Source organism: Marinobacter sp. 3-2, from assembly GCF_003751355.1.
Taxonomy (GTDB): Bacteria; Pseudomonadota; Gammaproteobacteria; order Pseudomonadales; family Oleiphilaceae; genus Marinobacter; species Marinobacter adhaerens.
In genome coordinates, this window is sequence record NZ_RJUQ01000011.1 from 636,794 (window position 1) to 660,022 (window position 23,229).

Below are 23,229 nucleotides of genomic sequence, written 5' to 3' on the forward strand. Positions count from 1 at the left end.
GCCATGCAAGGGATCACCAGACTGCTGTGCACCTCTATCCTGACACTAACCTCGCCCCTGGCGTGGGCAAGCGATGCCAACACCCAGGCCCGCCAGCAGTGGTATGAAGGCATTGCGACCGGCTATCAATCGTTGACCACAGAAGCGGGAGAGCTGGCTGAATCCGCCCGTGACTACTGCCAGAATCCAGCCGAGGGAAGCCGGGAACACGTGGAAGCCGCCTGGCTGAATGCCTTCCTGGCCTGGCAGAAGGTGCGCTTAGTCGATTTCGGCCCGGTCGAAAACAACAACCTTTCCTGGCAGTTCCAGTTCTGGCCGGATCCGAAGAATCTGATCGCACGGAAAGCGGCTTACCTGATCGGAAACGACGAACCGATCACCCCGAGCGTGATCAATCAGTCCGGTGTCGCTGTGCAAGGCTTCCCGATGATCGAATATCTGCTGTTCGACCAAGAGTTCAATGCCGGGGAAACTTCACTCCCAGTCGCCCGGACCTGCGAGCTGCTAACGAACGTCGCGGAACACGTGAAAAGCAACAGTGACGCATTGATGGCTGGCTGGCAGTCTTTCAGACCGCACTATCTGGAGACCGAGCAGTACTTCGACACCACTATCCGAGCGGGTATGGCAACACTGGAAATTCTGGAAGAAAGAAGGCTGGCCCAACCCATGGGTCTTCGCGGCAGTAACAAACGCAATCCTTACATCGCGGACGCCTGGCGCAGCGGCAAAAGCCTGCAGACTGTCGCGGCGACTGTCGACGGCCTGAACCGGTACTTTTTACCAGGGCTCGAAATTTCGCTGGAAGCAAAGGGGGCGTCCGACCTGGCAGACCGCATTCGCAAACAATTCAACGAGGTTCAGCAGAACTTTCCCGGTGCCCACCTACCCCTGGCAACGGCTTTGAAAGAAGAAGACCAGTTCCGGGCTCTGCAGAGCCTTTACGTTGATATTTCCCAGTTGACCACGCTGGTGAATGACCAGGCGGCAGTGGCACTTGGCGTAGTACGAGGCTTCAACTCGAGCGATGGCGACTGAGGAACCTGATCCTATGCTTTTGAACCGGAGAGCCCTTCTCAAGGCGTCCATTGCCGGCGGCGTTGCCGTGGGCCTGACCGGCTGTTCCCTGCTGCCCCGAAAAGCGTCAGTCCAACCTGATGGCTATGCCGGCGCCGTCGGGTTCCCGGATGGCAGTTTTGGAGTCAGCGCATTCAACCGCAACGGCCGGATAGTGTGGCAGGCGCCTGTCGATTCCCGCTGCCATAGCGGCTGCAACCGACCGCACCAGCAAGAGACCCTGTTTTTCGAGCGCCGCCCGGGTTGGTCATTCTACGTTTTCGATAGCACTACAGGTGCCCGGAAACACCATATTTCAGCCGAGCCGGGCGAACACTTTGTTGGCCACGGTGTGTTCTCGACCGATGGCCGACACCTCTACGTCACCGCCAGCCGGTACGATCAGGGCGCGGGGATCATCGCAGTCTACGATGCCGAAAAGGGTTATCGGCGGACAAAAACCTTTGATCTGGCGGGAATCGGCCCCCATGAGCTGACCTTGCACCCCGACGGCGAAACCCTGGTGATCGGTCTCGGAGGCATCCTCACTCACCCGGATTACGACCGCATGAAACTGAATCTGGACACCATGGATCCAGCCCTGGTACTTATGAATCGTCACTCCGGCAAAATCGTTGGCCGTTTCAGGCCGCCCCACCACCAGCAAAGCGCCCGCCATGTCAGCGTCAGCGGCGATGGCCGCGTGTATGTGGCCTATCAGCACCAGGGCCCACTCTACGAAACGCCGCCTTTGTTGGCACGTCTTGAAGAGGGAACTTTGCGGGAATACCGATTCGATGAGGACACCCGGACAGCGTTGGCCAACTACATTTCCAGCGTGGTTGCGCATCCGGAAACCGACCTCGTGGCTGCGGCTTCGCCGATTGGTGGAACGGCCATTATCTTTCGGGGCAAGACCGGTGAGCTGGTCAGCCGCGCACACATCGCCGATTGCGCGGGCATCCAGACCCTTGCCGGAGGGGACTTTCTTGTTTCCTCCGGACGGGGAAAACTTATCCGGCTCGGCGCCGGCAAACCCGCCAGAGAACTCGCAGATCTATCCGTTCACTGGGACCACCATCTGGTCTGATCGCTCGCAGTTGCCGTAATCCGGACTTAAGGATACCGCGCCACACTGGTATCCTTTCGACACATTTTCCGGAGGATAGCGGTTTGCCTGAGAGCAGAAAGGACACCATCGAACAACTTTATGGCCTGATTGCCAACGAAGAAGATGCCCGGGTCTGCAAGGATATTCCTGAAGAGGCCTGTCGCGAGGTACCCCGCAATTTTTTCCTCATTCTCGCCAGTAACGTACTGACCAAGCTGGGCGATCTGCTGATCAGCCCGAAAACCGTGCTGGCCTGGTTGATGAGTGCCATAGGTGCTCCCGCCCTGGTGGCCTGGCTGGTTCCGATCCGCGAATCCGGCTCTCTCGTTCCACAAATGGTCATCGCGGCCTGGGTGCGCCGCAAACCGGTTCGCAAGTGGTTCTGGACGTTGGGCAGTTTCGGACAGGCCGCCAGCGTGGTGGCGATGGCAGCCAGTGTCTGGTTCTTCGAGGGTTATGCAGCCGGCTTCGGGATCATTGCCGCTCTCATTGTGTTTTCCCTGGCCCGCGGCTTTTGCTCCGTCTCCATGAAAGACGTTCAGGGCAAATGCATTCCCAAGACCCGCCGGGGCAGGCTTGGCGGACTGGCGTCCACCATCGGTGGCACGGCAACCGTCGTTTTAACCGGCCTTTTATTCTGGGAACGTGGCGACCCCACGATTGCCTTCTACACCGTGTTGCTGCTTCTGGCAGGGGCACTCTGGGTAATTGCCGGTTTTCTGTTTGCCGGAGTTCAGGAGCATGAAGGCGAAACCGGTGGCGGTGGAAACGCCATCAACGAGGCGTTCCGCAGCCTGTCCCTGCTCCGTGATGACATCCCCTTTCGTAATTTCGTGATCACCCGGGCCCTGCTTCTCTGCTCTGCCCTGGCATCTCCCTATTTCGTGGTCCTGGCACAAAAGGAGTCGGATATCGGCTGGATGCTGGGCATTTTCCTGCTCGCCAGCAGTCTCGCAAGTTCCCTGAGTGCCAGTTTCTGGGGCTGGGCGGCGGACACGTCCAGCCGGAGGGTGATGATCCGTGGCGCGGCAATGGCCAGTGGCACCTGCCTGATCGTCGGCACTGCAGCACTTACCCTGGGGCAAGACCTGGGCAGCGTGTGGTTTTATCCGGTGGCTTTCTTCGTGCTCAGCATCGCACATGCTGGCGTCAGGCTGGGGCGCAAAACCTATCTGGTGGATATGGCCGGGGGCAACAAGCGCACCGATTACACTGCCGTGAGCAACACGGTCATTGGCGTTTTGCTGCTTGTCACAGGCGGCCTGACCGCTCTGGTATCAATGATCTCCCCAGTCGCGGTCATTATGGTTCTCGGCCTGATGGGCCTGGCCGGGATGTTCAGTGCGATACGACTCAAAGAAGTTACGGAGGACTGATCGAGGCGCGCAGTCAGGAGGGCGCCTTGCCATCGTTCAGAGCGAGCGCCCCCTTTACAATCCGGTAGATAATCCAGATCGAAATACCGAGAAGAATAAACCAGCCTATGATCAGTGGCGTGGTAACAATACCGATCACCGTCCAGAGCAGGCCTATCCAGAACGTACGAATCTGCCAGCGGAAATGCCTTTCCACCCAGGTATTACGCACGTCATCCAGTTTGACGTAATTGATGATCACGCCCACCAGACCGGTAATGCCTCCAACAAAGAATGAAAGCGCCTGAAGGATGTAGACTACTACCGCCAGGTTCCGGGCAGGATCTGAGCGACGGGACGCGGGGTCCGCGTCGGCAGGAATAAACTCCGGTTCAGTCAAAGCAGGTCTCCTATTTGACGATTAACCGGAGTCTACCACAGCGCCCATCGCCGGAAATCCGCGGGCGGTCAGTGATTGTCCGGACGATAACCCAAACGGAACCCACCCCAGTGTTTGCCATTCACATAGATTGGTACGGAGAGGTCATGCATGATTTCGCCGGTATCCCGACGGTAGGTTTGCAAGAGCATGGTCTCGGTATGCTGGCCACAGCGAATACCGGTACGGTCGTTGAACAGCCGCTTGCTCCTGCTCTTGACCAGATCCACCTTGGGATCGCCTGTTGGCGCGTGGGCGAAATCGCGGTTGTGGGTGGGCACGTATCCGTCGGGGGCAGCGGCAATGGCAAAGACAATGGCCTCGTGAGCATTTTTCACCTGCTCCTGAATAGCAGGCAGATATTGGTCGGTAAACTTGTCAAAGGTGCTGGAGTACTTTGGCGGATGAGTATTCGGGATCGGCGTACGGGACTTGTCGAACAGCGCGCTTTCGGAGAGTTTGCCGTCGCGGATGGCCTGCTCGAACATCTGACCAATCTGGTCCGCGCCGGCCCGGGCCTGATCGAAGAACGGCCGGTGATAACTGGCTTCGCTGTTCAATGCGAATGACGCGTTGGCTTTTTCCGCAAGCTCCATCAGCGTAGCCGCCTGCTCCGCAAGCGATGAAACGCTGGTATCACTCTCGGAAATCTGGTCACGCACGGTTTCAATCGCAGAGAAAACCTGGGCCAGACTCTGCTCGTTGTTCTGGTCAATCTCGGCTATCCGTGCGACCTGCTGCTGTACACGCTCCGACTGATCGCTGATCTGTTCCAATCTCTCTCCAACGCTCTCCACCGAAGTCAGCCCCGCCTCGATGCTGCGGGCCAGGTCTTCAATACGGGAAACGATCAGCGTAGTGTCCGAGCGTATTTCCTCCAGGGTTTCTGCGACCTCACCGGTTGCCTGGGCGGTCCGACCAGCGAGCTGGCGTACTTCATCGGCGACGACCGCGAACCCGCGCCCCTGGTCACCAGCCCTCGCCGCCTCAATGGCGGCATTGAGTGCAAGCAGATTGGTCTGTTCAGCGATACCCTGGATGGTGGTGGTCACACCCTGGATCTTGTTGGACTTCTCATTCAGCTCCTGGATCAGCCGCAGGTTTTCCCCGGACTGCTGGTGCACCTCCCTAACACTGTCGATGGCGGAGATCAGGGCTTCACGACCCTCGGTGCTTACCTGTTTGTTCTGCAGCGCCATGGTGGCTGCATCGGTGGCCTGCTCCGAGGATTCCCGCACGGTTTCGGTAATCTGCCCCGCGTAATCGGCCATTTGCGCAGTTTCTTCAACCTGGCGATCCAGCCGCAGCTTCAACTGATCGGCCGCGAAAGACACCTGGGCGGCGGAAATCGCGTTCCTGTCAGCGCTACCGGAAAGCGTTTCGACGAGCGCGCGCCCCGCCCTCGCATCAGCTAGCAACTGATGACATTGCGCATGCAGTGGATGATCTTCAGCCAGGGTGCCGTTATTCAAGGCCTTGAGGCCACGCTCAGTCGGCTCCAGGACACGAACAATCATGAACCCGCCGGCAGCAACGAGACCTACGACAAGCCCGATGAGCATTGAGGTAATTTCAAGACCTAGCAACGGCGCCACCGCTGCGCAGACGACTGCAAGAAGTCCGGCAACCGCCATCCCCCATAAAACTGAAGCCCTATCCAGTAACCCCATGGAAACCTCGTCTTTTTTGTTGTTTCTGCAAGCATCTTGTTATTAAAGGCCATTGTGGAGACTAAAGAATTGACATGAGTTTATAACTCATACTTTAGTGTATTTAATAACCATATCGGCGGGGAATAGCGTTTCTGAAACAAAAAACCGCAAACCCGACTCACTCTGTAAACGAGTGGGCCGGGTTTGCGGTGTTCAGATGACTACTTTGGCGTTGGCTCAGGCGCCGATCACGCCACCGTCGTCCTTGGTAACGATCACGGTTGCATCGCGGGGGCGAGGATCACTGGAGTCCGGCCAGTTACCTTCCGGATGCTGGATGTTGACAAACATGGTTTTCACATCCGGCGTGGAAACAACCCCCGTCACCTCACAACCCTGGGGACCTACGAAGAAACGCTTGATTTCACGAGTCTCCGGATTGGCAGCCAGCATCATGTTGTTCTGGTAGGGTGCAGCGTCGGAGCCATCGGTCTGGATCCAGAGACGACCGTTGTAGTCGAACCAGAGGCCATCCGGGCTGTTGAAGATATTGTCGTCGGTCAGCGAAACGATAACTTCGTCACCCACTACGGTTTCCGTACCCTGCTCACCGGCAAAGACGAAAATGTCCCAGTCGAAACTGGTCGCGGTGTGATCGTTACCCTCTTCGCTCCAGCGGATGATATGACCTGTACGGTTATTCGCGTTGGGGTTGGCCGCGTTAACCTGATCTTCAGTACGACGGGAATTGTTGGTCAGGGTGAAATAAACCTGGCCTGAATTCGGGTCAACCGCACCCCATTCCGGGCGGTCCATGGGGGTTGCACCCGCGATATCGGCAGCCAGGCGTGTATTCAGAAGAACGTCAGCCTGATTCTCGAAGCCGTCGAAGGCAATGTCGCCAACGGTCGTACCCACTGCAGCATCAACCTTGGCCTTGAATTCAGCATCATTGAGGTCCAGCGACAACCAGTCGCCGGAGCCGTCGTCATTGAAGCGGGCTACATACAGAGTGCCTTCGTCGAGGAGGTATCCACCGGCTGTGGCGGCATAGTAAGGCTTCGACGATACAAACTTGTAGATGTACTCGAAACGGGAGTCATCGCCCGAGTAACATACCACCGGCTCGCCTTCCTTTGCCGGCGCGAAGATGACACCCTCATGACCGAAACGACCCAGGGCAGTACGCTTCTGCGGCTTGCTTTCCGGGGTAAAGGGATCAATCTCGACCATGTAGCCATAGGTATTGGCTTCATTTCGGTAATCATCGGCAGCGGATGCGCCGATAGAGCTTACATTGAGTCGAACGTACTGATCCTCAGCACTATCAGCCAGTTCCCAGTCATAACGGCTGGAGCTTCCAACACCATGGCGGGTCTGCTCCCGGGGCTTCGTGGCGTCGCTGTTTGCAAAGTAGCCGTGCCAGTTTTCCTCAGCAGCCAGGTAAGTGCCCCAGGGTGTCGGCCCCATCGCACAGTTGTTAAGCGTGCCGCGGGTCTCGGTGGCGTCCGGGCTGTATTTGGTGATCAGCTTGCTGTAGCCGCGAACCGGCCCACGAATGTCCATTTCGGTGTTGCCGGTGATGCGACGGTTGAACGGGCTGCCAAAGACAATGTCCCACTTTCCGCTGGTGTCGCGTTTGATGTGCACCACAGAAACACCGTGCGCTGCGATTTCCTTACGGACTTCATCCGCCGGACGTACGCCACCGTTATCCGATGCCTCGGTGGCACCATTGGCGTGCAGAGCGCCCTGATTGATGTACTCATGGTTCATCACCAGAAGGCCTTCGGTTGAGCTGTTGCCGCCGGCCTTCTGGTCAATCGGGAAGAAGTGCACGCCGTCGTGGTGCATGCCCATCTGTTGTTCCTGCTCCGCACCGGTGTTCGTGCCATCCGGCTTGTACTCCGGGTAGGAGCCGGTAATCGGAGTGCCCCACGGCAGGAACGCCTCAGTAGAGTACCCTTCGGGAACAACCACCTCGTTGGCTGTTGATGTCGGTACCGCCTTGAAGCCGATATCGGTACTTGAAACATTGCTGCTGGTGGTGCCGTCGTTACTGTCGCTGCCACAACCTGCGAGGCCCAGGCCCATCACACTGGCAAGGGCAGCTCCAACGCTGCCTTTCATCACTGTACGGCGCTGCATGCGTGCGGCCAGAACCTGGTGGAAAGGGTTGTTGTCAGTGTGGTTGACTACCGGCTCGTAGTTGGGATCCAGATAGTTGGGATCAAGGTCGTGCTTAGCCATGTTTTTGCCTCTCTCAAAGAACAGCGGGTCGGTGTTGTTGAGAGGCCAGTTTCGGCGGGAAATATGACAGTAAGGGTAAGTTTAAAAGACAAATTCGTTAACATTGCTTTACAAGGGCGGCCACCGGAACACCGACCGCCTCGCAAAGACTGTTGCTGCGAAGCGGTCAGCCCACCCGGTTACTGCTGGGTGGCTTCTTCGTAGCCTTCTTCAATGGAATCGCCAGCTTCTTCGGCGGCATCAGTCATGGCATCACCAGCTTCCTCTGCGCCTTCCTGCAACTCGCCCATGGCACTTTCATCCTGGCCGGTGGCTTCTTCCAGGGTTTCCTCGGTGGAATCCGCCGCGTCGTCCATCATCTCTCCGGCGTTATCCGCAGCCTGCTCGACATCCACGCCTTCGTTGTCTTCCGAACTGCAGGCTGCAATGCCGAGCGTCAGAACCATCAAAAGTGCACTCAGTGTGAGCTTGTTCATACCATATCCTTCTGTTGGTAAGCATTTACAACGGTGCACAGAGTACGGGGCGGTTGGCCCCGGGGCAATTACCGGCCCATTACCCTTTCGTTAACCGGCACTGTCCGAGAGCAACTGGCCATCGATGGTAATAACATGATCGAACGGGAGCATGGTTCCGCGCCCGAGCAACAGAAAATCCTGCCCGGCGCGACTGAAGAGATCGCGAATAACATCATGAACCAGACAAATCTGACCGGCGCTGTCACGGTAAACAACTTCGGTAAGCCTGCCGGAAGACAAGTACTCCCGAATGATTCCCTGAACAGAATATGAGGCGGTCGCAGACGACGGATTGGGCATGGCTGATTCTTCCTTGTGATCAGACTCTTGTTGTTCAGATGAGTTTGGTCCAGAAACCGGCTTTCTGCCAAAGAAATGGTAATTGTCATTTTGAGCCAAGGTTCCAGACAGCTGTCGACGCCCGTTGCATTGTTGGATTGTCGGACATAAATTGCAGGTACGCGCACTGCAAGGGAGACAACAATGAACGCCAAAACCCCGGATAACCTGCAATCACACAAAATCTCGGCGCCCGCTGAAAAAGACGCCTCTGGCAACTGGAAAGACCCGAAGCGTTACATGTGGCTACTCGGTCCCGCACTGCCAGGAATCGGACTGGCCGCACTGACCGGCTATGCCCTGGCTCCAAAAAAACTGAAAGCCCTGGCATGGACTGGCCCGGCGCTGGTACACGGCATCATCCCTGCCCTGGATCGGGCTATCGGCGAGGATAAGAGCAATCCACCGGAATCGGCGGTGAAGACACTGGAGCAGGACAAGTACTACGACCGGATTGTGAAAGCATTTATTCCGACCCAGTACGCCATGACCTTCATGGGTGCCTGGCTTGCCAGCCGCAAAAACACACCTCTGGATGACAAGATAGGGCTCACGCTGACGGTTGGCGCTATCAATGGCGTCGGGATCAATACCGCCCATGAGCTCGGCCACAAATCCAACAGACTGAACAAGCTGCTGGCCATGGCAGCCCTGGCACCCACCGGCTACACCCACTTCGTTGTTGAGCACAACTTTGGTCATCACAAGCGGGTAGCCACGCCGGAGGATCCTGCCAGCAGCCGTATGGGCGAGAGTTTCTGGAAGTTCCTGCCACGCACGGTGCTCGGTGGAATCAAATCATCCATCAAGATCGAGAAGGCGAGGCTTGCCCGCAAGGGCAAGAACTTCTGGAGCCTGGACAACGAGCTGCTGCAGGGATGGGCCATGAGCGCCGGGTTCTTTGGCGCCACAACGCTGGTTTGCGGCCCGAGAGCGGTTCCGTTTCTGGCGGCCCAGGCGGTTTACGGTGCCAGTTTGCTCGAGAGTGTGAACTACATCGAGCACTACGGTCTGCTGCGCCAGAAAGACAAGAACGGCAAGTATGAGCGCACCCAACCAGAGCACAGCTGGAACAGCAATCACATTGTGACCAATCTGTTCCTGTATCAGCTCCAGCGGCATTCAGACCATCACGCGCATCCACAGCGCAGTTACCAGGCTTTGCGGCATTTCGAGAAGGCTCCACAACTACCCGGTGGTTATGCCTCGATGCTTCTGCCGGCCTATCTGCCCCAGTGGTGGTACGAAACTATGGATAAGCGGGTGATTGATCACTACGAGGGAGATCTGAGCAAAATCAACTGGGATCCGGACCGGAAAGAGGAGCTGATGGCCAGGTATGCGGACTACGCTGCTGAGGTAGCTGCTGAAGCGAAGGCTCGCCGCGAATCCGCGAATTCCGAGGCTGCCTGAATATAGCCGCCTGCCAGCTCGGGCCCCAACCTTCAGGCTCGAGTGCAGGCGGCCAACCGGGGTCTTCCTTCCGGGAGACGCCGTGAACCCATCCGTGGGGGCTTGATCGCAGCATCCTTGCTGCTCACACTCCCGGAAGGAAGACCCCGGTCGGCTGCCCTGAGCTCTGGCGATATAGTCAGGTTTCTTTATAAGCGCTAAAACCCGTGATTTCTGACCAAGTTGAGCCGTTACTTACCTTTGAAAGCGGCCTCTCGACGTTCCAGGAATGACTGAATTCCCTCCTTTACATACTCACTGGCCATAACCGGCTGAAGGTCCGGGAACAAACGCTGCTTCGCAGCCTCCTGCCCTTCGCTGACAGCAATTTTTGAGGATTTAAGACTGCCCTGGACACCCAATGGCGCCGCCCTGGCAATTTTCTCGGCAATTTCCAACGCGACGTTGAACTGCTCGCCGGGTTCCACCAGTTCCTGAATCAACCCCCACTGATACGCCTGATCGGCGGTCCACTCATCGCCAGTCAGCAGGTAACGCTGGGCATTGCCCCAGCCGATTTCCCGTTGCAGGCGGATGGTGGCACCACCACAGGCGAAGATGCCCCGCTTCACTTCGAGTTGGGCAAAGCGCGTTCCTTTAGCAGCGACGCGCACGTCGGTGTTGAGCATCATCTCAACGCCGCAAGTGAAGCAGATGCCCTGGGCGGCGAAGACCACGGGTTTGGTCAGCGCCTGACCGGTAATGTGGAAGGGATCCAGTTCGCCCTCACCCGGTTCAATGCCCTTGCCGTTGGCAAACACACCCGCCCAGTCGTCCAGTTGCAGGCCGCTGGTGAAGTGGTCGCCCTCGGCGTACATCAGCCCGACCCGTAGCTCCGGGTCGTTTTCCAGCTGGTGGTAGGCCGCCGCAATCTGGTGGTACATCTCGCGGTTCATGGCGTTCATTTTTTCCGGGCGGTTCAGCCCGATCAGCAAGATGTGATTTTTCTTCTCAACATTTACCAGAGCCATCAGAACCACTCCGATTTCATGTTCAGGCAGGTATCGTCCTGATTGCGCAGCAGCACCAGATCCTGAGCCACGGTTGGCAATTCCCAGTGGAAGAAGTATTGGGCCGCCTGCAGTTTGCCCTGGTAGAAATTGCGTTCATCATCGGTATTCGCGGAACCCAGGGCATGGGAGGCCGCATTGGCCTGACGCAGCCACATCCAGGCCACCATAATGTGCCCGAACAGGTGCAGGTAGCAGGAGGCATTGGCCAGGGTTTTGTCGGGATCGCCTTCCATCAGGGATTTACCCAGGCTTTGGGTAACCTTCACTGCCTGCTGCAGGGTTTCACTCAGGGACAGGGCCCATTGCTGGCAACGATCGGTGGTGGCTGCCTGCAGGTCCACCTGCATTTCCTGCATGAGCAGCTGCAAACCGTGGCTCTGATCCTGCCAGATCTTACGGCCCAGCAGGTCCATGGCCTGGATACCATTGGTGCCTTCGTGAATCGGGTTAAGGCGGTTGTCACGCCAGCACTGCTCTACCGGGTACTCCCGGGTGTAACCTGCGCCACCGTATACCTGAATGGCCAGGTCGTTAGCCTTGGGGCCGTATTCGGAAGGCCATGCTTTGATCACCGGAGTGAGCAGGTCCAGCAGCTTTCCGGCTTCCTGGCGTTTCTGTTCGTCCGGATGGGTGTGCTGGTCATCCATCAGTCGTGCGCCATAGAGGCAGAGAGCCAGGCCACCTTCACTGTAGGCTTTCTGGGCCAGCAGCATGCGACGGACATCGGCGTGATCAATAATCGGCACCTGCGGGCTTTCCGGGTTCTTCTCGCTGGCCTTGCGCCCCTGCAGGCGGTCTTTGGCGTATTCGAGGCTGTGCATGTAACCCCGATAGCCGATCACGGCAGCGCCGAAACCGACACCGACCCGCGCTTCGTTCATCATCTGGAACATGTATTTCAGGCCCTGATGGGGCTCGCCCACCAGATAGCCGTGGCAGGGGGCATCGTCGCCGAAACTCAGTGCAGTAGACGTGGTTCCCCGGTAGCCCAGCTTGTGAATCAGGCCAGCGAGGCTGACGCCGTTGCGTTCAGTGGGATTGCCTTCATCATCCACCAGAAACTTGGGCACGATGAACAGGGAGATACCTTTCACGCCCGCCGGCGCGCCTTTGATCTTGGCCAGCACCATGTGAACGATGTTGTCAGTGATGGACTGCTCGCCGCCGGAGATATAAATCTTCGCGCCCTTGATCAGATAGTGCCCCTCATCTGTGGGCGACGCCGATGTCCGAATATCCGCAAGGGAGGAACCAGCGTGGGGCTCGGTCAGGGCCATGGTGCCGCTGAAACGACCGCTGAGCATGTTCGGAAGAAAGGTGGTTTTCTGCTGTTCGTTGCCGAAAACCCGGATGAGGTTGGCGGCAGCTGTGGTCAGAAACGGGTAACCCGCGGTGCCGGGGTTGGCAGCTGTGAAGAAGCCGTTGCAGGCGGCCATGACCGATTCAGGCAACTGCATGCCACCCAGTTCATAGTCGTAACGTCCTGCGATAAAGCCGGCTTGCGCATAGGCGTCGAAGGCTTCCTTCACTTGCGGCAGCATCTCGACCTGGCCGTTGACGAACTTTGGTTCGTCCTTGTCGGCGGCGCTGTTATGGGTGGCAAACTTTTCCCGTGCCATCTTGTCGGCGGTTTCAATGACGGCATCGAAGGTGTCGCGGTTGTGTTCGCTGAAGCGCTCGCGGGTGGTGAGGTTTTCGGTATCGAGAACTTCGTAGAGCTGGAACGCCAGGTCGCGGCGGTCGATCAGGGTGTCGGTCATGCTTGGTCTCCTGTTTGATGTCGTTAGCCTCTCACAACTGGTTTTTCCTGGAAACCGGCGTTTATGACATAATTATGGTCAATATTGCCACTGATGGCCTAATTTGGAGTTTGCATGCGAACGGTCTCTGTTATCGGTTTTGATGGCGCTTTAGCCAGCGCTATCACTGGCATTATTGATCTTTTCCGTCTTGCCGGCGTTACCTGGGCGCGGATTAACGATGAAGCGCCGACACCCCGGTTCACAACCCGGCTTCTGACGAAGGAAGGAGCGCCCTGCCGCTGCATTAACGGACTGACTATTCAGCCAGACGGAGCCTGGAACGATTTGTTACCGGGTGGCGACGACAGCGATCTGGTGGTGATACCGACTATTGGTGGTCCTATCGAAGCCGTTCTGGCCGGGAATTCGGAGCTTATTGAATGGCTGGGCGCATTTCGGTCTTCAGACGCCGGGCAGGTGCGGGTAGCCAGTAACTGTACCGGTGCGTTCATGCTGGCCGAGGCGGGGCTGCTGGATGGTCGTCAGGCGACGACGCATTGGGGCTTCAGCCATCAGTTCCGCCAGCGCTTTCCGGCGGTGAACCTTCAGCCGGACAAGCTGGTAACGGTGGACGGCGACATTGCCTGTGCCGGGGGCGGCATGGCCTGGTGGGATTTGGGGATCTATCTGGTCGAACGTTACGCGGGGGCTCAGGTGGCGCGGGAGCTGGCGAAGGCGTTTGTGATTGATGCGGGGCGGACCAGCCAGGCGCCTTATAGCGCCCTGCAAGCTCGCCGTTACCATTCTGATGCCGCCATTCTGAAGCTGCAGGACTGGCTGGACAGTCATTACCGGGAACCTGTTACCCTGCAACGCCTCGCTTCACTCAGTGGTCTCACCGAGCGTTCTCTGATTCGCCGATTCAAGGCAGCCACTGGCGACACGCCCACCGGGTATCTACAACTTCTCAGGATTGAGGTGGCACGTCAGCATTTGGAGAAATCGCGGTTACCGATTGATGAAATCACCCAGTTGGTGGGCTACGAAGACGTGAGTTCGTTCACGCGTCTGTTCCGCAAACATACCGGGCTTTCACCGGGCGCCTACCGCTCTCGCTTTGTCAGGTAATGTCTGGTCGGTCCTGCCTGGCCCGGGTTATGCATCGGTTTCCACTGAAGGCCAATGTTCGGCCTGAAACGTAAAGAATACCGACAGGTGTCACTATGGGGAGGTCCGCCATGAATGCACCGATCAGACAAAGCCAGGCAGAGATTCTGAGCAGGCTGTACGACATGAAGCGCAAGCAGATCGAGCAGGCACTGCAGCAGGGAAACAGCCTTCGAAGTCAGGTACTTGAAGCTGAAGCCGAGGCGATTTCAAATGCCCTGAAAGCCGCCCGCTAGCCAAACCAAACCCTTCTATCCGGAGCCATACTTCTTCAGACGCCGGCTCCAGCGCTGCTTCGCATACCGGCGGAGGTTCGAGACATTATCGGTTTCATCCATGATTTCCGTGCCCAAAAGTGTCTCCAGTATGTCCTCCAGCGTCACTATTCCCAGCCAGGTTCCCAATTCGTCATAGACGACGGCCAGGTGTTGCCGCTCTCGCAGCATGTCCGAAAACAGGAATTCGATGTTGGTGTTGCCTTTCACTCGCTTGATCTTGCGCATGTGATCGAGCAGGTCGACATCGGAATCGAGGTTGATCAGGTCTGCCCGATGCAGGTACCCGAGCGCCTCGCCTTCCTCATCGATTACCGGGTATCGGGAGAACGGTGATTTGCTGACCTGCTCCCGGAACTGGTCGTAAGTGATGCCCGGATCAACGTACTTGCAGACCGTCCTTGGTGTCATCACAGAACTGACCTTGATCTCGTGGAATCGCAGGACGTTGTGAATCATGCGCCGTTCGTCTTCGTCCAGGGCCTGCTGATCCTTGCCGATCTCCGCCAGGGCGCTGATCTCCGCACGGATATCAACGTCGGCCTCACCAGACCCAATTCGACGGGTGACCTGTTTGGACAACCAGATGAACGGTAGCAGCGCCTTGATCATGAATCCCAGAATAGCTGGCAGCCGTGGCGCGATACTCCGCCAGTATTTGGCGCCAATGGTTTTGGGAATAATTTCCGAGAATATCAGGATAGCCAGGGTCATTACCGCAGAGGCAATGCCGAGCCAGGCTTCCCCAAAAACCACAGTCACCTGGGCGCCAACGCCGGTCGCGCCCACGGTGTGGGCAACCGTGTTCAGTGTAAGGATTGCAGACAGCGGATCGTCCACATTATCTTTCAGTTTTCGCAACCGCGCGAAAAGCTTCGGCTTCTCTTTTTTTAGTGAGGCGATATAGCTCGGAGTCACCGAAAGCAAGGCCGCCTCTAGAATGGAGCATAAAAAGGAGAAGCCAATCGAGAGCACTGCGAAGGCAATTAGTAATGTCATAATTTGGCTGCGACTTCCGTTCCCTGCCGGATGGCCCGTTTGGCGTCCAGTTCTTCGGCGACGTCTGCACCGCCGATCAGATGCGCGGTCACCCCAGAGTCCGATAACTCGTCGAAAAGTTCCCGATAAGGTTCCTGGCCTGCACAAATAATCACATTGTCCACAGCCAACACCCGACTCTCCGTGACCTTGCCATCTTTGTCGGTCAGGGAGATATGCAGCCCCTGGTCGTCAATCCGCTCATAGCGACAGCCCCTCAGCATCTCGACTTGACGGTGCTTCAGGCTGTTGCGGTGCACCCAACCCGACGTCTTGCCCAGACCGCCGCCGACCTTGCCGGTTTTTCGCTGCATCAGGTAAATCTTTCGGGGCGACGGTGTTGGCTGGCGCTCGGCCAGGCCTCCGGGGCCATCGAAGTCCGGGTTGACGCCCCATTCCGCCTGCCAGTCGGCAACGCTGACCTGCTCGCCTTCGGGATGGTGGCTGAAGTCGTGCGTCAGGAACTCGCTGACATCGAAGCCTATACCGCCGGCACCAATAACCGCCACAGTCGCACCAACCGGTTTGTTGTGACGGAGCACATCGAGGTATCCGAGCACATTGGGATGATCGATGCCTTCAATTGCCGGTGTTCTCGGCTTCACGCCAGTGGCGATCACCACATCATCAAAGCCCTGGGCCTTGAGTGAGTCCGCGTCCACGCGCGTGCCCAGCTTCAGGTCGATCTCCAACAGCTCTATCTGGCGCTGGTAATAACGAAGGGTTTCGTAGAATTCTTCCTTGCCCGGGATGCGTTTGGCGTAGTTGAACTGACCGCCAATCCGATCGTCTGCGTCGAAAAGGGTCACCTTGTGGCCCCGTTTCGCGGCGGTGGTTGCTGCTGCCAGCCCCGCAGGTCCGGCCCCCACCACTGCGACCCGGCGCACAACCGGCGCTACCGTCAACACCAGCTCGGTTTCGTGGCAGGCCCTCGGGTTTACAAGGCACGATGCCCGCTTGGCCTGGAAGGCATGGTCAAGACACGCCTGGTTGCAGGCAATGCAGGTGTTGATTTCGTCACTGCGCCCCTGCTCGGCTTTGCGAACAAACTCGCTGTCCGCCAACAGAGGCCGGGCCATCGACACCATATCCGCCTTTCCGGCGGCGAGAATCTCTTCTCCTTTTTCGGGGGTGTTGATGCGGTTGGTGGTACACACCGGGATATCCACTTCGCCATAGAACTTGGCGGTGACATCGGCGAAGCCGCCCCGGGGAACCGAGGTAACGATGGTGGGCACCCGGGCTTCATGCCAGCCAATCCCGGTATTGATTATGGTGGCTCCTGCCTGCTCAATGGCCTTGCCCAGCGTCACGATTTGCTCCCAGGTCTGGCCACCCTCGACCAGGTCCAGCATGGACAACCGGTAGATAATGATGAATTCAGGCCCAACAGCTTCGCGCATACGGCGGACAATCTCCACGGGCAGGCGCATACGGTTCTCGTAAGGGCCACCCCACTTGTCCGTTCTCTTGTTGGTCCGCTCACACAAAAACTGGTTGATGAAATAGCCTTCGGAGCCCATCACCTCGACGCCATCATAACCCGCAAATTTGGCGAGCTTCGCGGCACTGACGAAATCGTTGATCTGACGTTCAACCCCTTTCGAGGAAAGGGCGCGGGCCTTGAACGGGCTGATCGGCGCTTTGGTTGCCGACGCAGAGACAATCAGAGGCTGGTAGCCATAACGCCCTGCGTGCAGGATCTGCATACAGATCTTGCCGCCGGCCTCATGCACCGCGCCGGTCACATGACGATGCAAAAGAGCCGTTGCCCGATTGTTCATGGTCGAGGCAAGGGGGGCCAGCTGCCCAACCAGATTGGGCGAGAAACCGCCTGTCACCATGAGCCCCACGCCACCTTCTGCGCGCTCGGCAAAGTACCGCGCAAACTTGTGGATGTTCCAGAACCGATCTTCCAGGCCCGTGTGCATGGACCCCATCAGCACTCGGTTCTTAAGTTCAGTGAAGCCGAGATCCAGGGGTTTCAGAAGGTTGGGATAGGTGTCGCTCATGGGACTCTCTCAATAAATATTTATCGCGAGTATACACTTGATCAATGGCAAGTTGACTTGACCTTCCAGACGGGGCACGTATCATCGGCAATCAAGTTTCATTGACGGAGCAACCATGACCGCAAGGTCCTTCGGCTGCACAAGAGTTACCCGCCCACCTGTTACCGCTGACATCGCGCGGCACCGGGGACGTCTTCCGTACTTCCCGGACCCGCCTGCCTTCTGCTGATCCACCCCACCCGCCATGCCGTAAAGGGAACGTTGCCCGATGTGCAGGGTGGCCGGCCGGAGACTAGACTCAGGCAAACATGCCTTCAATACTCACGTAAAAGAAAACCAATAACGAGGTTGCGATGTCGCTACCGCTGGTTGTTTTACTGCCTTTTCTGGGTGCCATAGCCGCACCCCTGTTCGCCCAGGGCGGCAGAACGGCGATTGCCGTTGCATCTTCTGTACCCGCGTTGATCGCACTCGCAGCCCTTTTCCCGCATTGGGAAACCCTTGCTGACGGCGGCGTTGTGCTGCACAGCTACGAATGGCTCCCCGCGCTCGGTCTCTCCTTCAGTTTTCGTCTGGACGGGCTGTCCCTGCTGTTCGCTCTGCTGATCCTGATCATCGGGCTGCTGATCATTCTTTACGCCCGCTATTACCTGAAAGCCCATGAAAACGTCGGCAAGTTCTACGCCCTGCTGCTGTGCTTCAAGGGATCGATGCTCGGCATCGTGCTTTCAAGCAACCTGCTCCTGATGATGATTTTCTGGGAACTGACCAGCCTGACCTCGTTCCTGCTGATCAGTTTCTGGACCCATAAACAGGACGCCCGCCGTGGCGCCCGGATGGCACTCGCGGTAACCGGCGGCGGCGGCCTTGCACTGCTCGCCGGCATCCTGATCATCGGCAACATTGTTGGCAGCTTCGAACTGGATGACGTGCTGGCAGCCGGAGACCAGATAAAGGCTCATGCCATGTATCCGGTCGCCCTGACCCTGGTTCTGCTGGGCGCGTTCACCAAATCGGCCCAGTTCCCGTTCCATTTCTGGCTGCCTCACGCCATGCAGGCACCGACACCGGTATCTGCCTACCTGCACTCGGCTACCATGGTCAAAGCCGGCATCTTTCTCATGGCCCGGCTGTATCCGGCCCTGGCAGGTACTGAACAGTGGTTCTACATGGTCAGCTTTACCGGCATGGCCACCCTGCTCATTGGTGCCTATGTGGCCATGTTCAAGCACGACCTGAAAGGCCTGCTTGCCCACTCGACGGTCAGTCACCTGGGCCTGATCACCCTGCTGTTCGGCATGGGCACCCAGCTTGCCGCCGTGGCTGCGGTGTTCCACGTCATCAACCACGCGACGTTCAAAGCCTCCCTGTTTATGGCCGCCGGTATCATCGACCATGAAACCGGCACCCGGGACATGCGGCGCATCAATGGCCTTTGGCGTTACATGCCGCACACCGCAACCCTGGCCATGGTGGCCGCCTCATCGATGGCAGGCGTACCACTGCTGAACGGCTTCCTGAGCAAGGAGATGTTCTTTGCCGAATCCCTGGAGCTGAACCTGCCGGGGCTCTGGGCCTGGCTACCTCCGATCGTTGCCACACTCGCGGGTATTTTCGCGGTGGCGTACTCAGCACGTTTTGTCCACGATGTGTTCTTCAACGGCAAGCCCGTCGATCTCCCGATCTACCCACCGCATGAGCCTCCACGCTACATGAAGTTTCCGGTGGAGATCCTGGTATTTGCCTGCATCATGGTCGGCGTGTTCCCTGCTGTTTCCGTTGGCCCGCTGCTCCAGATTGCAGCGTCCGCCACGCTTGGCGGCGATGTGCCGGACTACACGCTTTCTGTTTACCACGGCTTTAACCTGCCGCTGGTCATGAGCTTCGTCGCTTTCTTCGGTGGACTGTTGATGTACAGCCAGCGTCAGCGCTTCTTCGACTTCCACGCCCGGTTCAAGGAAATTGATGAGAAGGCGGTATTCGAAGCGGTGGTGCTGCGGGTTGTCGATCTCGCCAACAGATTTACCACGCGCATCGAAAATGGCTCGCTTCAGCGATACGCCATGCTTCTTCTGGTAAGCGCTATCGCGGTCGCAGCCATGCCGCTTCTCGGGCTTGGCATTTTTGTCGGCGAAAACGGACTGAGCCCGGTGGATTTACCAACAGGGATCGCGGCCGTTCTGTTGATCTTCTGTGCTCTGACAACGGCCATCCTGCACCGTCAAAGGTTCTATGCCCTTGTTTTGCTGAGCGTCGTCGGTCTGATCGTGGCTCTGGCTTTCGCCCGTTTCTCAGCACCAGATCTGGCAATGACACAACTTTCCGTTGAGGTCGTGACCATTGTTCTCCTGATGCTGGCAATCTTTTACATGCCTGCATGGACGCCCATCGAGACACCACTGAAACGCCGGTTGCGGGATATTGCCATTGCGGCGGTAGCCGGCATTGGCATGACGCTGGTCACACTGGCGATGCTGACCCAACCGTTCAGTTCGATTTCTGATTTCTTCCTAGAAAACAGCAAAACCGGCGGCGGCGGCACCAATGTGGTCAACGTGATCCTGGTGGACTTCCGGGGCTTCGATACCCTGGGTGAGATTACCGTTCTTGCCATTGCTGCCCTTGGCATCTACGCCATGCTGAAGGACACGGCCCTGACGCCACCTCCCAGCGACGGCGAGGGACATGCATGGACCCGGGATTCCCACCCGCTGATGCTGAGGTTGATTGCCCGGCCCATGCTGCCACTGGCACTGATGGTATCCGCCTTCATTTTCCTGCGGGGTCACAATTTGCCCGGGGGCGGCTTTATCGCCGGCCTGGTGACTTCGGTTGCCCTTATTCTCCAGTACATTGCCAGCGGTATGGACTGGACCGAAGACCGAATCACTGTCCGTTACCACAACGTGATCGGCCTTGGCCTGCTCTTCGCAACAGTTGCCGGCGCCGGAAGCCTCGCCTTTGGCTATCCGTTCCTGACCTCCACGTTCGATTACATAACCTGGCCTGTGGTTGGCAAATTCGAGGTCGCGTCTGCACTGATTTTTGATCTGGGCGTCTATCTCACTGTGATCGGCGCTACCTTGCTTGCGCTGGTCAGTATCGGCCGGATATCTCCCCACTCCGCCATAAAGAGTAAAAAGGAGGGTGCATAATGGAGCTTGTTTTTGCGCTGGTAATTGGTGCCCTGACGGCATCCGGCGTTTATCTGATTCTGCGGGCTCGCACCTTTCCTGTCGTGGTGGGACTGACCATGCTGTCCTACGGGGTGAATCTCTTTCTCTTCTCCAGCGGTCGCCTGGCGACCGGCCAGCAACCGGTCCTCGGAACGGCTTCGAGCTATTCCGACCCGCTGCCACAGGCACTGGTACTGACTGCTATCGTGATTGGTTTCGCCATGACCGCGTTCGTTGTCGTCCTGTCACTGCGCAACCTGGCGGACAACGAGGACGACCACGTGGATGGTAAACAACCCTACAAATCGCCTGCTCCGGAACAGGAAGAGGAGGTAAACGGTAAATGAACCACTGGCTTACCGCTCCTGTTCTGATTCCGCTGCTAGGTGGCATTCTTCAGGCTTTCATGGGCTATGCACCCATCAGTCTTCGCCGCACCCTGGCACTGGCTACAACCGTTTTGATGCTGGTTTCCGCCATCGTGCTTCTGGTACTGGCAGACGACGGCAGCTATCGCATCTATGCGTTCGGCAACTGGCAGCCACCGTTCGGGATCGTACTGGTCCTGGACCGTCTCGCAGCACTTATGCTGGTCATGACGGCCGTGCTGGCCCTGTTCTGTCACATCTATTCGATCGGCGGTGCCGACGAGGGCAACCGCCAGTTCCATGCACTTTTCCTGTTCCAGCTGATGGGTCTGAACATCGCCTTCCTGACCGGTGACCTGTTCAACCTGTTTGTTGCCTTCGAGGTGCTGCTCATTGCCTCCTACGGGTTGCTGATGCATGGCGGTGGCACGGTAAGGACCGTTCCGGGCCTGCACTATGTCGTGCTGAACCTGATAGGCTCCGCCGTGTTCCTTATCAGTGTTGGCATGATCTACAGCGTCACCGGCACCCTCAATATGGCAGACCTGGCCGTCAAGATTCCGCAGGTGTCCGGGGAAGGTCTGAACATAGTTAAAGCCGGCGGCATGATGTTACTGGTGGTGTTCGGTCTCAAGGCCGCGATTCTACCCCTATGCTTCTGGTTACCCCGCGCCTACTCCAAAGCCACGGCGCCCGTGGCCGCGCTGTTTGCGGTGATGACCAAGGTTGGCATATACGCCATTCTGCGGGTCTATCTCCTGATCTTCGGCGACGACGCCGGCGAACTCGCCAATCTGGGCATGGACTGGCTGTTCCCCATTGCCCTGGCCACCCTCGCCATGGGGGTTATTGGTGCGCTGGGGTCCGGCAGCCTGAAAACCCTGGTCGCCTGGCAGGTCATCATTTCCGTGGGCACTTTGCTGGCACCGATTTCGCTCGGGTCCGAAGCCGGTCTGTCTGCTGCCCTGTTCTATCTTTTGAGCACCACCTGGACGGTTGGCGGCCTGTTCCTGGTATCAGAGCTGGTGGCCAACCAAAGGGGCTCGGCCAAGGATCGAATCGTTACCGCCCCCAAAATGCAGAACCGCACTTTCCTGAGCGTGCTGTTCCTGGTCGGAGCCGTAGCAGCGGCTGGCCTTCCGCCATTGAGTGGCTTTTTCGGCAAAGTCCTGATTCTGCAATCTGTTCAATCGGGAACCGAAATGGCATGGCTCTGGTCAGTACTTCTGATCGGCAGTTTCCTGACCGTTATCGCGTACAGCCGCGCTGGCAGTATCGTTTTCTGGCGCACGGTGGATGGTCATCTGGAAAAGCCAGATCCGCTCAACGGCCGGATTTCTGTCGCAGCCGGTGCCCTGACTGCACTGGCAGTGGTGATCGTTGTGCTGGCTGGCCCGATTACCCGCTACACCGATGCCACGGCCGAACAGTTGCACAACAAGGATGCCTATATTGAGATCCTGCAAACCAAGATGGTCAGGGAGGACAGCTGATGCTTGATCGCCTGAGTTTTCCCCAGCCCTGGCTGAGCCTTACCCTTTTTATCACCTGGCAGTTTCTGAGTGACGGAATAAGCGGTGGCAGCGCAGTACTGGGCCTGATCCTGGCATGGGCAATACCGCAGATAACCCAGGGCTTCTGGCCGGATCCGCCGGCATTCATCAAAGCCTGGAGAGTGCCCGCCTACCTCCTGCGCGTTGTCTGGGATATTGTTATCGCGAGTGTTGAAGTGGCACGGCTCATCCTCAGCCCGCGGCCGGCACGTCCCGCATTTGTCTGTTATCCCCTGGAGCTGGAGCACCCTCTGGCCATCACGATTCTGGCCAGCACTATCTCGTTGACGCCCGGCACTGTGAGCGCTGACGTCAGCGATGACAACAAGCTGCTGCTGATTCACGCGCTTGACGCCGAGGACGACCAGACAGTTATCGATACGATCAAAACCCGCTACGAGAAGCCTCTGCTGGAGATGTTCCAATGATAGTCATCGCCCTCTACATCACCATTGCCATGGTCACTGTGGCGGCGCTTCTGAATGTATACCGTCTGATCAAGGGGCCGGATGCACCCGATAGAGTGCTGGCACTTGACACGCTCTACATCAACGCCATTGCTTTGATTATTCTGCTCGGCCTCACACTCGGAACACGCATGTACCTTGAGGCGGCTCTTCTGATTGCTGTCATGGGCTTTGTTGGAACCGTCGCCATGGCCAAATATCTGAAGCGGGGCAGCGTCATTGAGTAAGCCCGCACCCGGCACACAA

General features: G+C 57.7%; 20 protein-coding genes. 11 read left to right on the plus strand and 9 right to left on the minus strand.

The window, feature by feature from the left end:
* Window positions 1–3: 3 nt before the first annotated feature.
* The 3 genes from EDB94_RS04690 (at window position 4) to EDB94_RS04700 (ending at window position 3,543) form a co-directional block, all read left to right on the plus strand.
* Window positions 4–1,038, plus strand: a complete 1,035-nt coding sequence (locus EDB94_RS04690; RefSeq protein ID WP_108017597.1) for an imelysin family protein — start codon at window positions 4–6, stop codon at window positions 1,036–1,038.
* 13 nt (window positions 1,039–1,051) lie between these two features.
* Window positions 1,052–2,146 carry a DUF1513 domain-containing protein gene (locus EDB94_RS04695; RefSeq protein ID WP_108017598.1) on the plus strand — a complete coding sequence of 365 codons (1,095 nt, stop codon included), beginning with the start codon at window positions 1,052–1,054 and terminating at the stop codon, window positions 2,144–2,146.
* Between the two features lie 83 nt (window positions 2,147–2,229).
* Window positions 2,230–3,543, plus strand: a complete 1,314-nt coding sequence (locus tag EDB94_RS04700) for an MFS transporter (RefSeq protein WP_108017599.1) — start codon at window positions 2,230–2,232, stop codon at window positions 3,541–3,543.
* 13 nt (window positions 3,544–3,556) lie between these two features.
* Here the strand turns inward: EDB94_RS04700 and EDB94_RS04705 are convergent, their stop codons facing one another.
* The 5 genes from EDB94_RS04705 to EDB94_RS04725 form a co-directional block, all read right to left on the minus strand.
* Complete coding sequence (locus EDB94_RS04705; RefSeq protein ID WP_041645407.1) at window positions 3,557–3,922, minus strand: membrane protein; 366 nt, start codon at window positions 3,920–3,922, stop codon at window positions 3,557–3,559.
* Between the two features lie 68 nt (window positions 3,923–3,990).
* Complete coding sequence (locus tag EDB94_RS04710) at window positions 3,991–5,631, minus strand: methyl-accepting chemotaxis protein (RefSeq protein ID WP_088556675.1); 1,641 nt, start codon at window positions 5,629–5,631, stop codon at window positions 3,991–3,993.
* 219 nt (window positions 5,632–5,850) lie between these two features.
* Entirely contained in the window at window positions 5,851–7,863 is a 2,013-nt protein-coding gene (locus tag EDB94_RS04715; RefSeq protein ID WP_108017600.1) for a PhoX family phosphatase, read from the minus strand.
* A 179-nt stretch (window positions 7,864–8,042) separates the two neighbouring features.
* Window positions 8,043–8,339: a hypothetical protein gene (locus EDB94_RS04720; protein ID WP_108017601.1), complete on the minus strand. Its 297-nt coding sequence runs from the start codon at window positions 8,337–8,339 to the stop codon at window positions 8,043–8,045.
* A gap of 90 nt (window positions 8,340–8,429) precedes the next feature.
* On the minus strand, window positions 8,430–8,681 hold the full coding sequence (locus tag EDB94_RS04725) for a hypothetical protein (protein WP_041645413.1): 252 nt from the start codon (window positions 8,679–8,681) through the stop codon (window positions 8,430–8,432).
* Window positions 8,682–8,864: 183 nt separating this feature from the next.
* On the opposite strand from EDB94_RS04725, the gene EDB94_RS04730 reads away from it, so the two are divergent.
* On the plus strand, window positions 8,865–10,133 hold the full coding sequence (locus tag EDB94_RS04730) for an alkane 1-monooxygenase (RefSeq protein ID WP_014577857.1): 1,269 nt from the start codon (window positions 8,865–8,867) through the stop codon (window positions 10,131–10,133).
* 230 nt (window positions 10,134–10,363) lie between these two features.
* On the opposite strand, the gene EDB94_RS04735 is transcribed toward EDB94_RS04730, so the two are convergent.
* Together EDB94_RS04735 and EDB94_RS04740 are read right to left on the minus strand one after the other, a co-directional pair.
* A complete protein-coding gene (locus EDB94_RS04735) occupies window positions 10,364–11,143 on the minus strand; it encodes a crotonase/enoyl-CoA hydratase family protein (RefSeq protein WP_108017602.1) in 780 nt (259 codons plus the stop codon).
* Window positions 11,143–12,945, minus strand: coding sequence for an acyl-CoA dehydrogenase (locus EDB94_RS04740; protein WP_088556670.1), 1,803 nt, complete (start codon window positions 12,943–12,945; stop codon window positions 11,143–11,145). The genes EDB94_RS04735 and EDB94_RS04740 overlap by 1 nt, the downstream gene beginning before the upstream one ends.
* 114 nt (window positions 12,946–13,059) lie before the next feature.
* Here EDB94_RS04740 and EDB94_RS04745 point away from each other — a divergent pair, with 114 nt between their 5' ends.
* The gene (locus EDB94_RS04745) at window positions 13,060–14,055 is read left to right on the plus strand and encodes a GlxA family transcriptional regulator (RefSeq protein WP_108017603.1); all 996 of its coding nucleotides are present in this window, start codon (window positions 13,060–13,062) and stop codon (window positions 14,053–14,055) included.
* A gap of 110 nt (window positions 14,056–14,165) precedes the next feature.
* Window positions 14,166–14,330 carry a hypothetical protein gene (locus EDB94_RS20680; RefSeq protein ID WP_014577861.1) on the plus strand — a complete coding sequence of 55 codons (165 nt, stop codon included), beginning with the start codon at window positions 14,166–14,168 and terminating at the stop codon, window positions 14,328–14,330.
* 15 nt (window positions 14,331–14,345) lie between these two features.
* Here EDB94_RS20680 and EDB94_RS04750 read toward each other — a convergent pair whose 3' ends face one another.
* Window positions 14,346–15,368 carry a CNNM domain-containing protein gene (locus tag EDB94_RS04750; protein ID WP_108017604.1) on the minus strand — a complete coding sequence of 341 codons (1,023 nt, stop codon included), beginning with the start codon at window positions 15,366–15,368 and terminating at the stop codon, window positions 14,346–14,348.
* Complete coding sequence (locus EDB94_RS04755) at window positions 15,365–17,419, minus strand: NADPH-dependent 2,4-dienoyl-CoA reductase (protein WP_108017605.1); 2,055 nt, start codon at window positions 17,417–17,419, stop codon at window positions 15,365–15,367. Before EDB94_RS04755 ends, EDB94_RS04750 begins: the two co-directional genes overlap by 4 nt.
* A 353-nt stretch (window positions 17,420–17,772) precedes the next feature.
* Here EDB94_RS04755 and EDB94_RS04760 point away from each other — a divergent pair, with 353 nt between their 5' ends.
* From EDB94_RS04760 to EDB94_RS04780, 5 genes are read left to right on the plus strand one after another with little or no spacing between them, the layout of a single operon-like run.
* Window positions 17,773–20,574, plus strand: a complete 2,802-nt coding sequence (locus EDB94_RS04760) for a monovalent cation/H+ antiporter subunit A (protein ID WP_014577864.1) — start codon at window positions 17,773–17,775, stop codon at window positions 20,572–20,574.
* A complete protein-coding gene (locus EDB94_RS04765; protein ID WP_108017606.1) occupies window positions 20,574–20,942 on the plus strand; it encodes a Na+/H+ antiporter subunit C in 369 nt (122 codons plus the stop codon). The genes EDB94_RS04760 and EDB94_RS04765 overlap by 1 nt, the downstream gene beginning before the upstream one ends.
* Entirely contained in the window at window positions 20,939–22,456 is a 1,518-nt protein-coding gene (locus EDB94_RS04770; protein ID WP_014577866.1) for a monovalent cation/H+ antiporter subunit D, read from the plus strand. The genes EDB94_RS04765 and EDB94_RS04770 overlap by 4 nt, the downstream gene beginning before the upstream one ends.
* Complete coding sequence (locus EDB94_RS04775) at window positions 22,456–22,944, plus strand: Na+/H+ antiporter subunit E (RefSeq protein WP_014577867.1); 489 nt, start codon at window positions 22,456–22,458, stop codon at window positions 22,942–22,944. Before EDB94_RS04770 ends, EDB94_RS04775 begins: the two co-directional genes overlap by 1 nt.
* Window positions 22,941–23,210 carry a K+/H+ antiporter subunit F gene (locus EDB94_RS04780; RefSeq protein WP_062781700.1) on the plus strand — a complete coding sequence of 90 codons (270 nt, stop codon included), beginning with the start codon at window positions 22,941–22,943 and terminating at the stop codon, window positions 23,208–23,210. The genes EDB94_RS04775 and EDB94_RS04780 overlap by 4 nt, the downstream gene beginning before the upstream one ends.
* The last annotated feature ends 19 nt before the right edge of the window (window positions 23,211–23,229 follow it).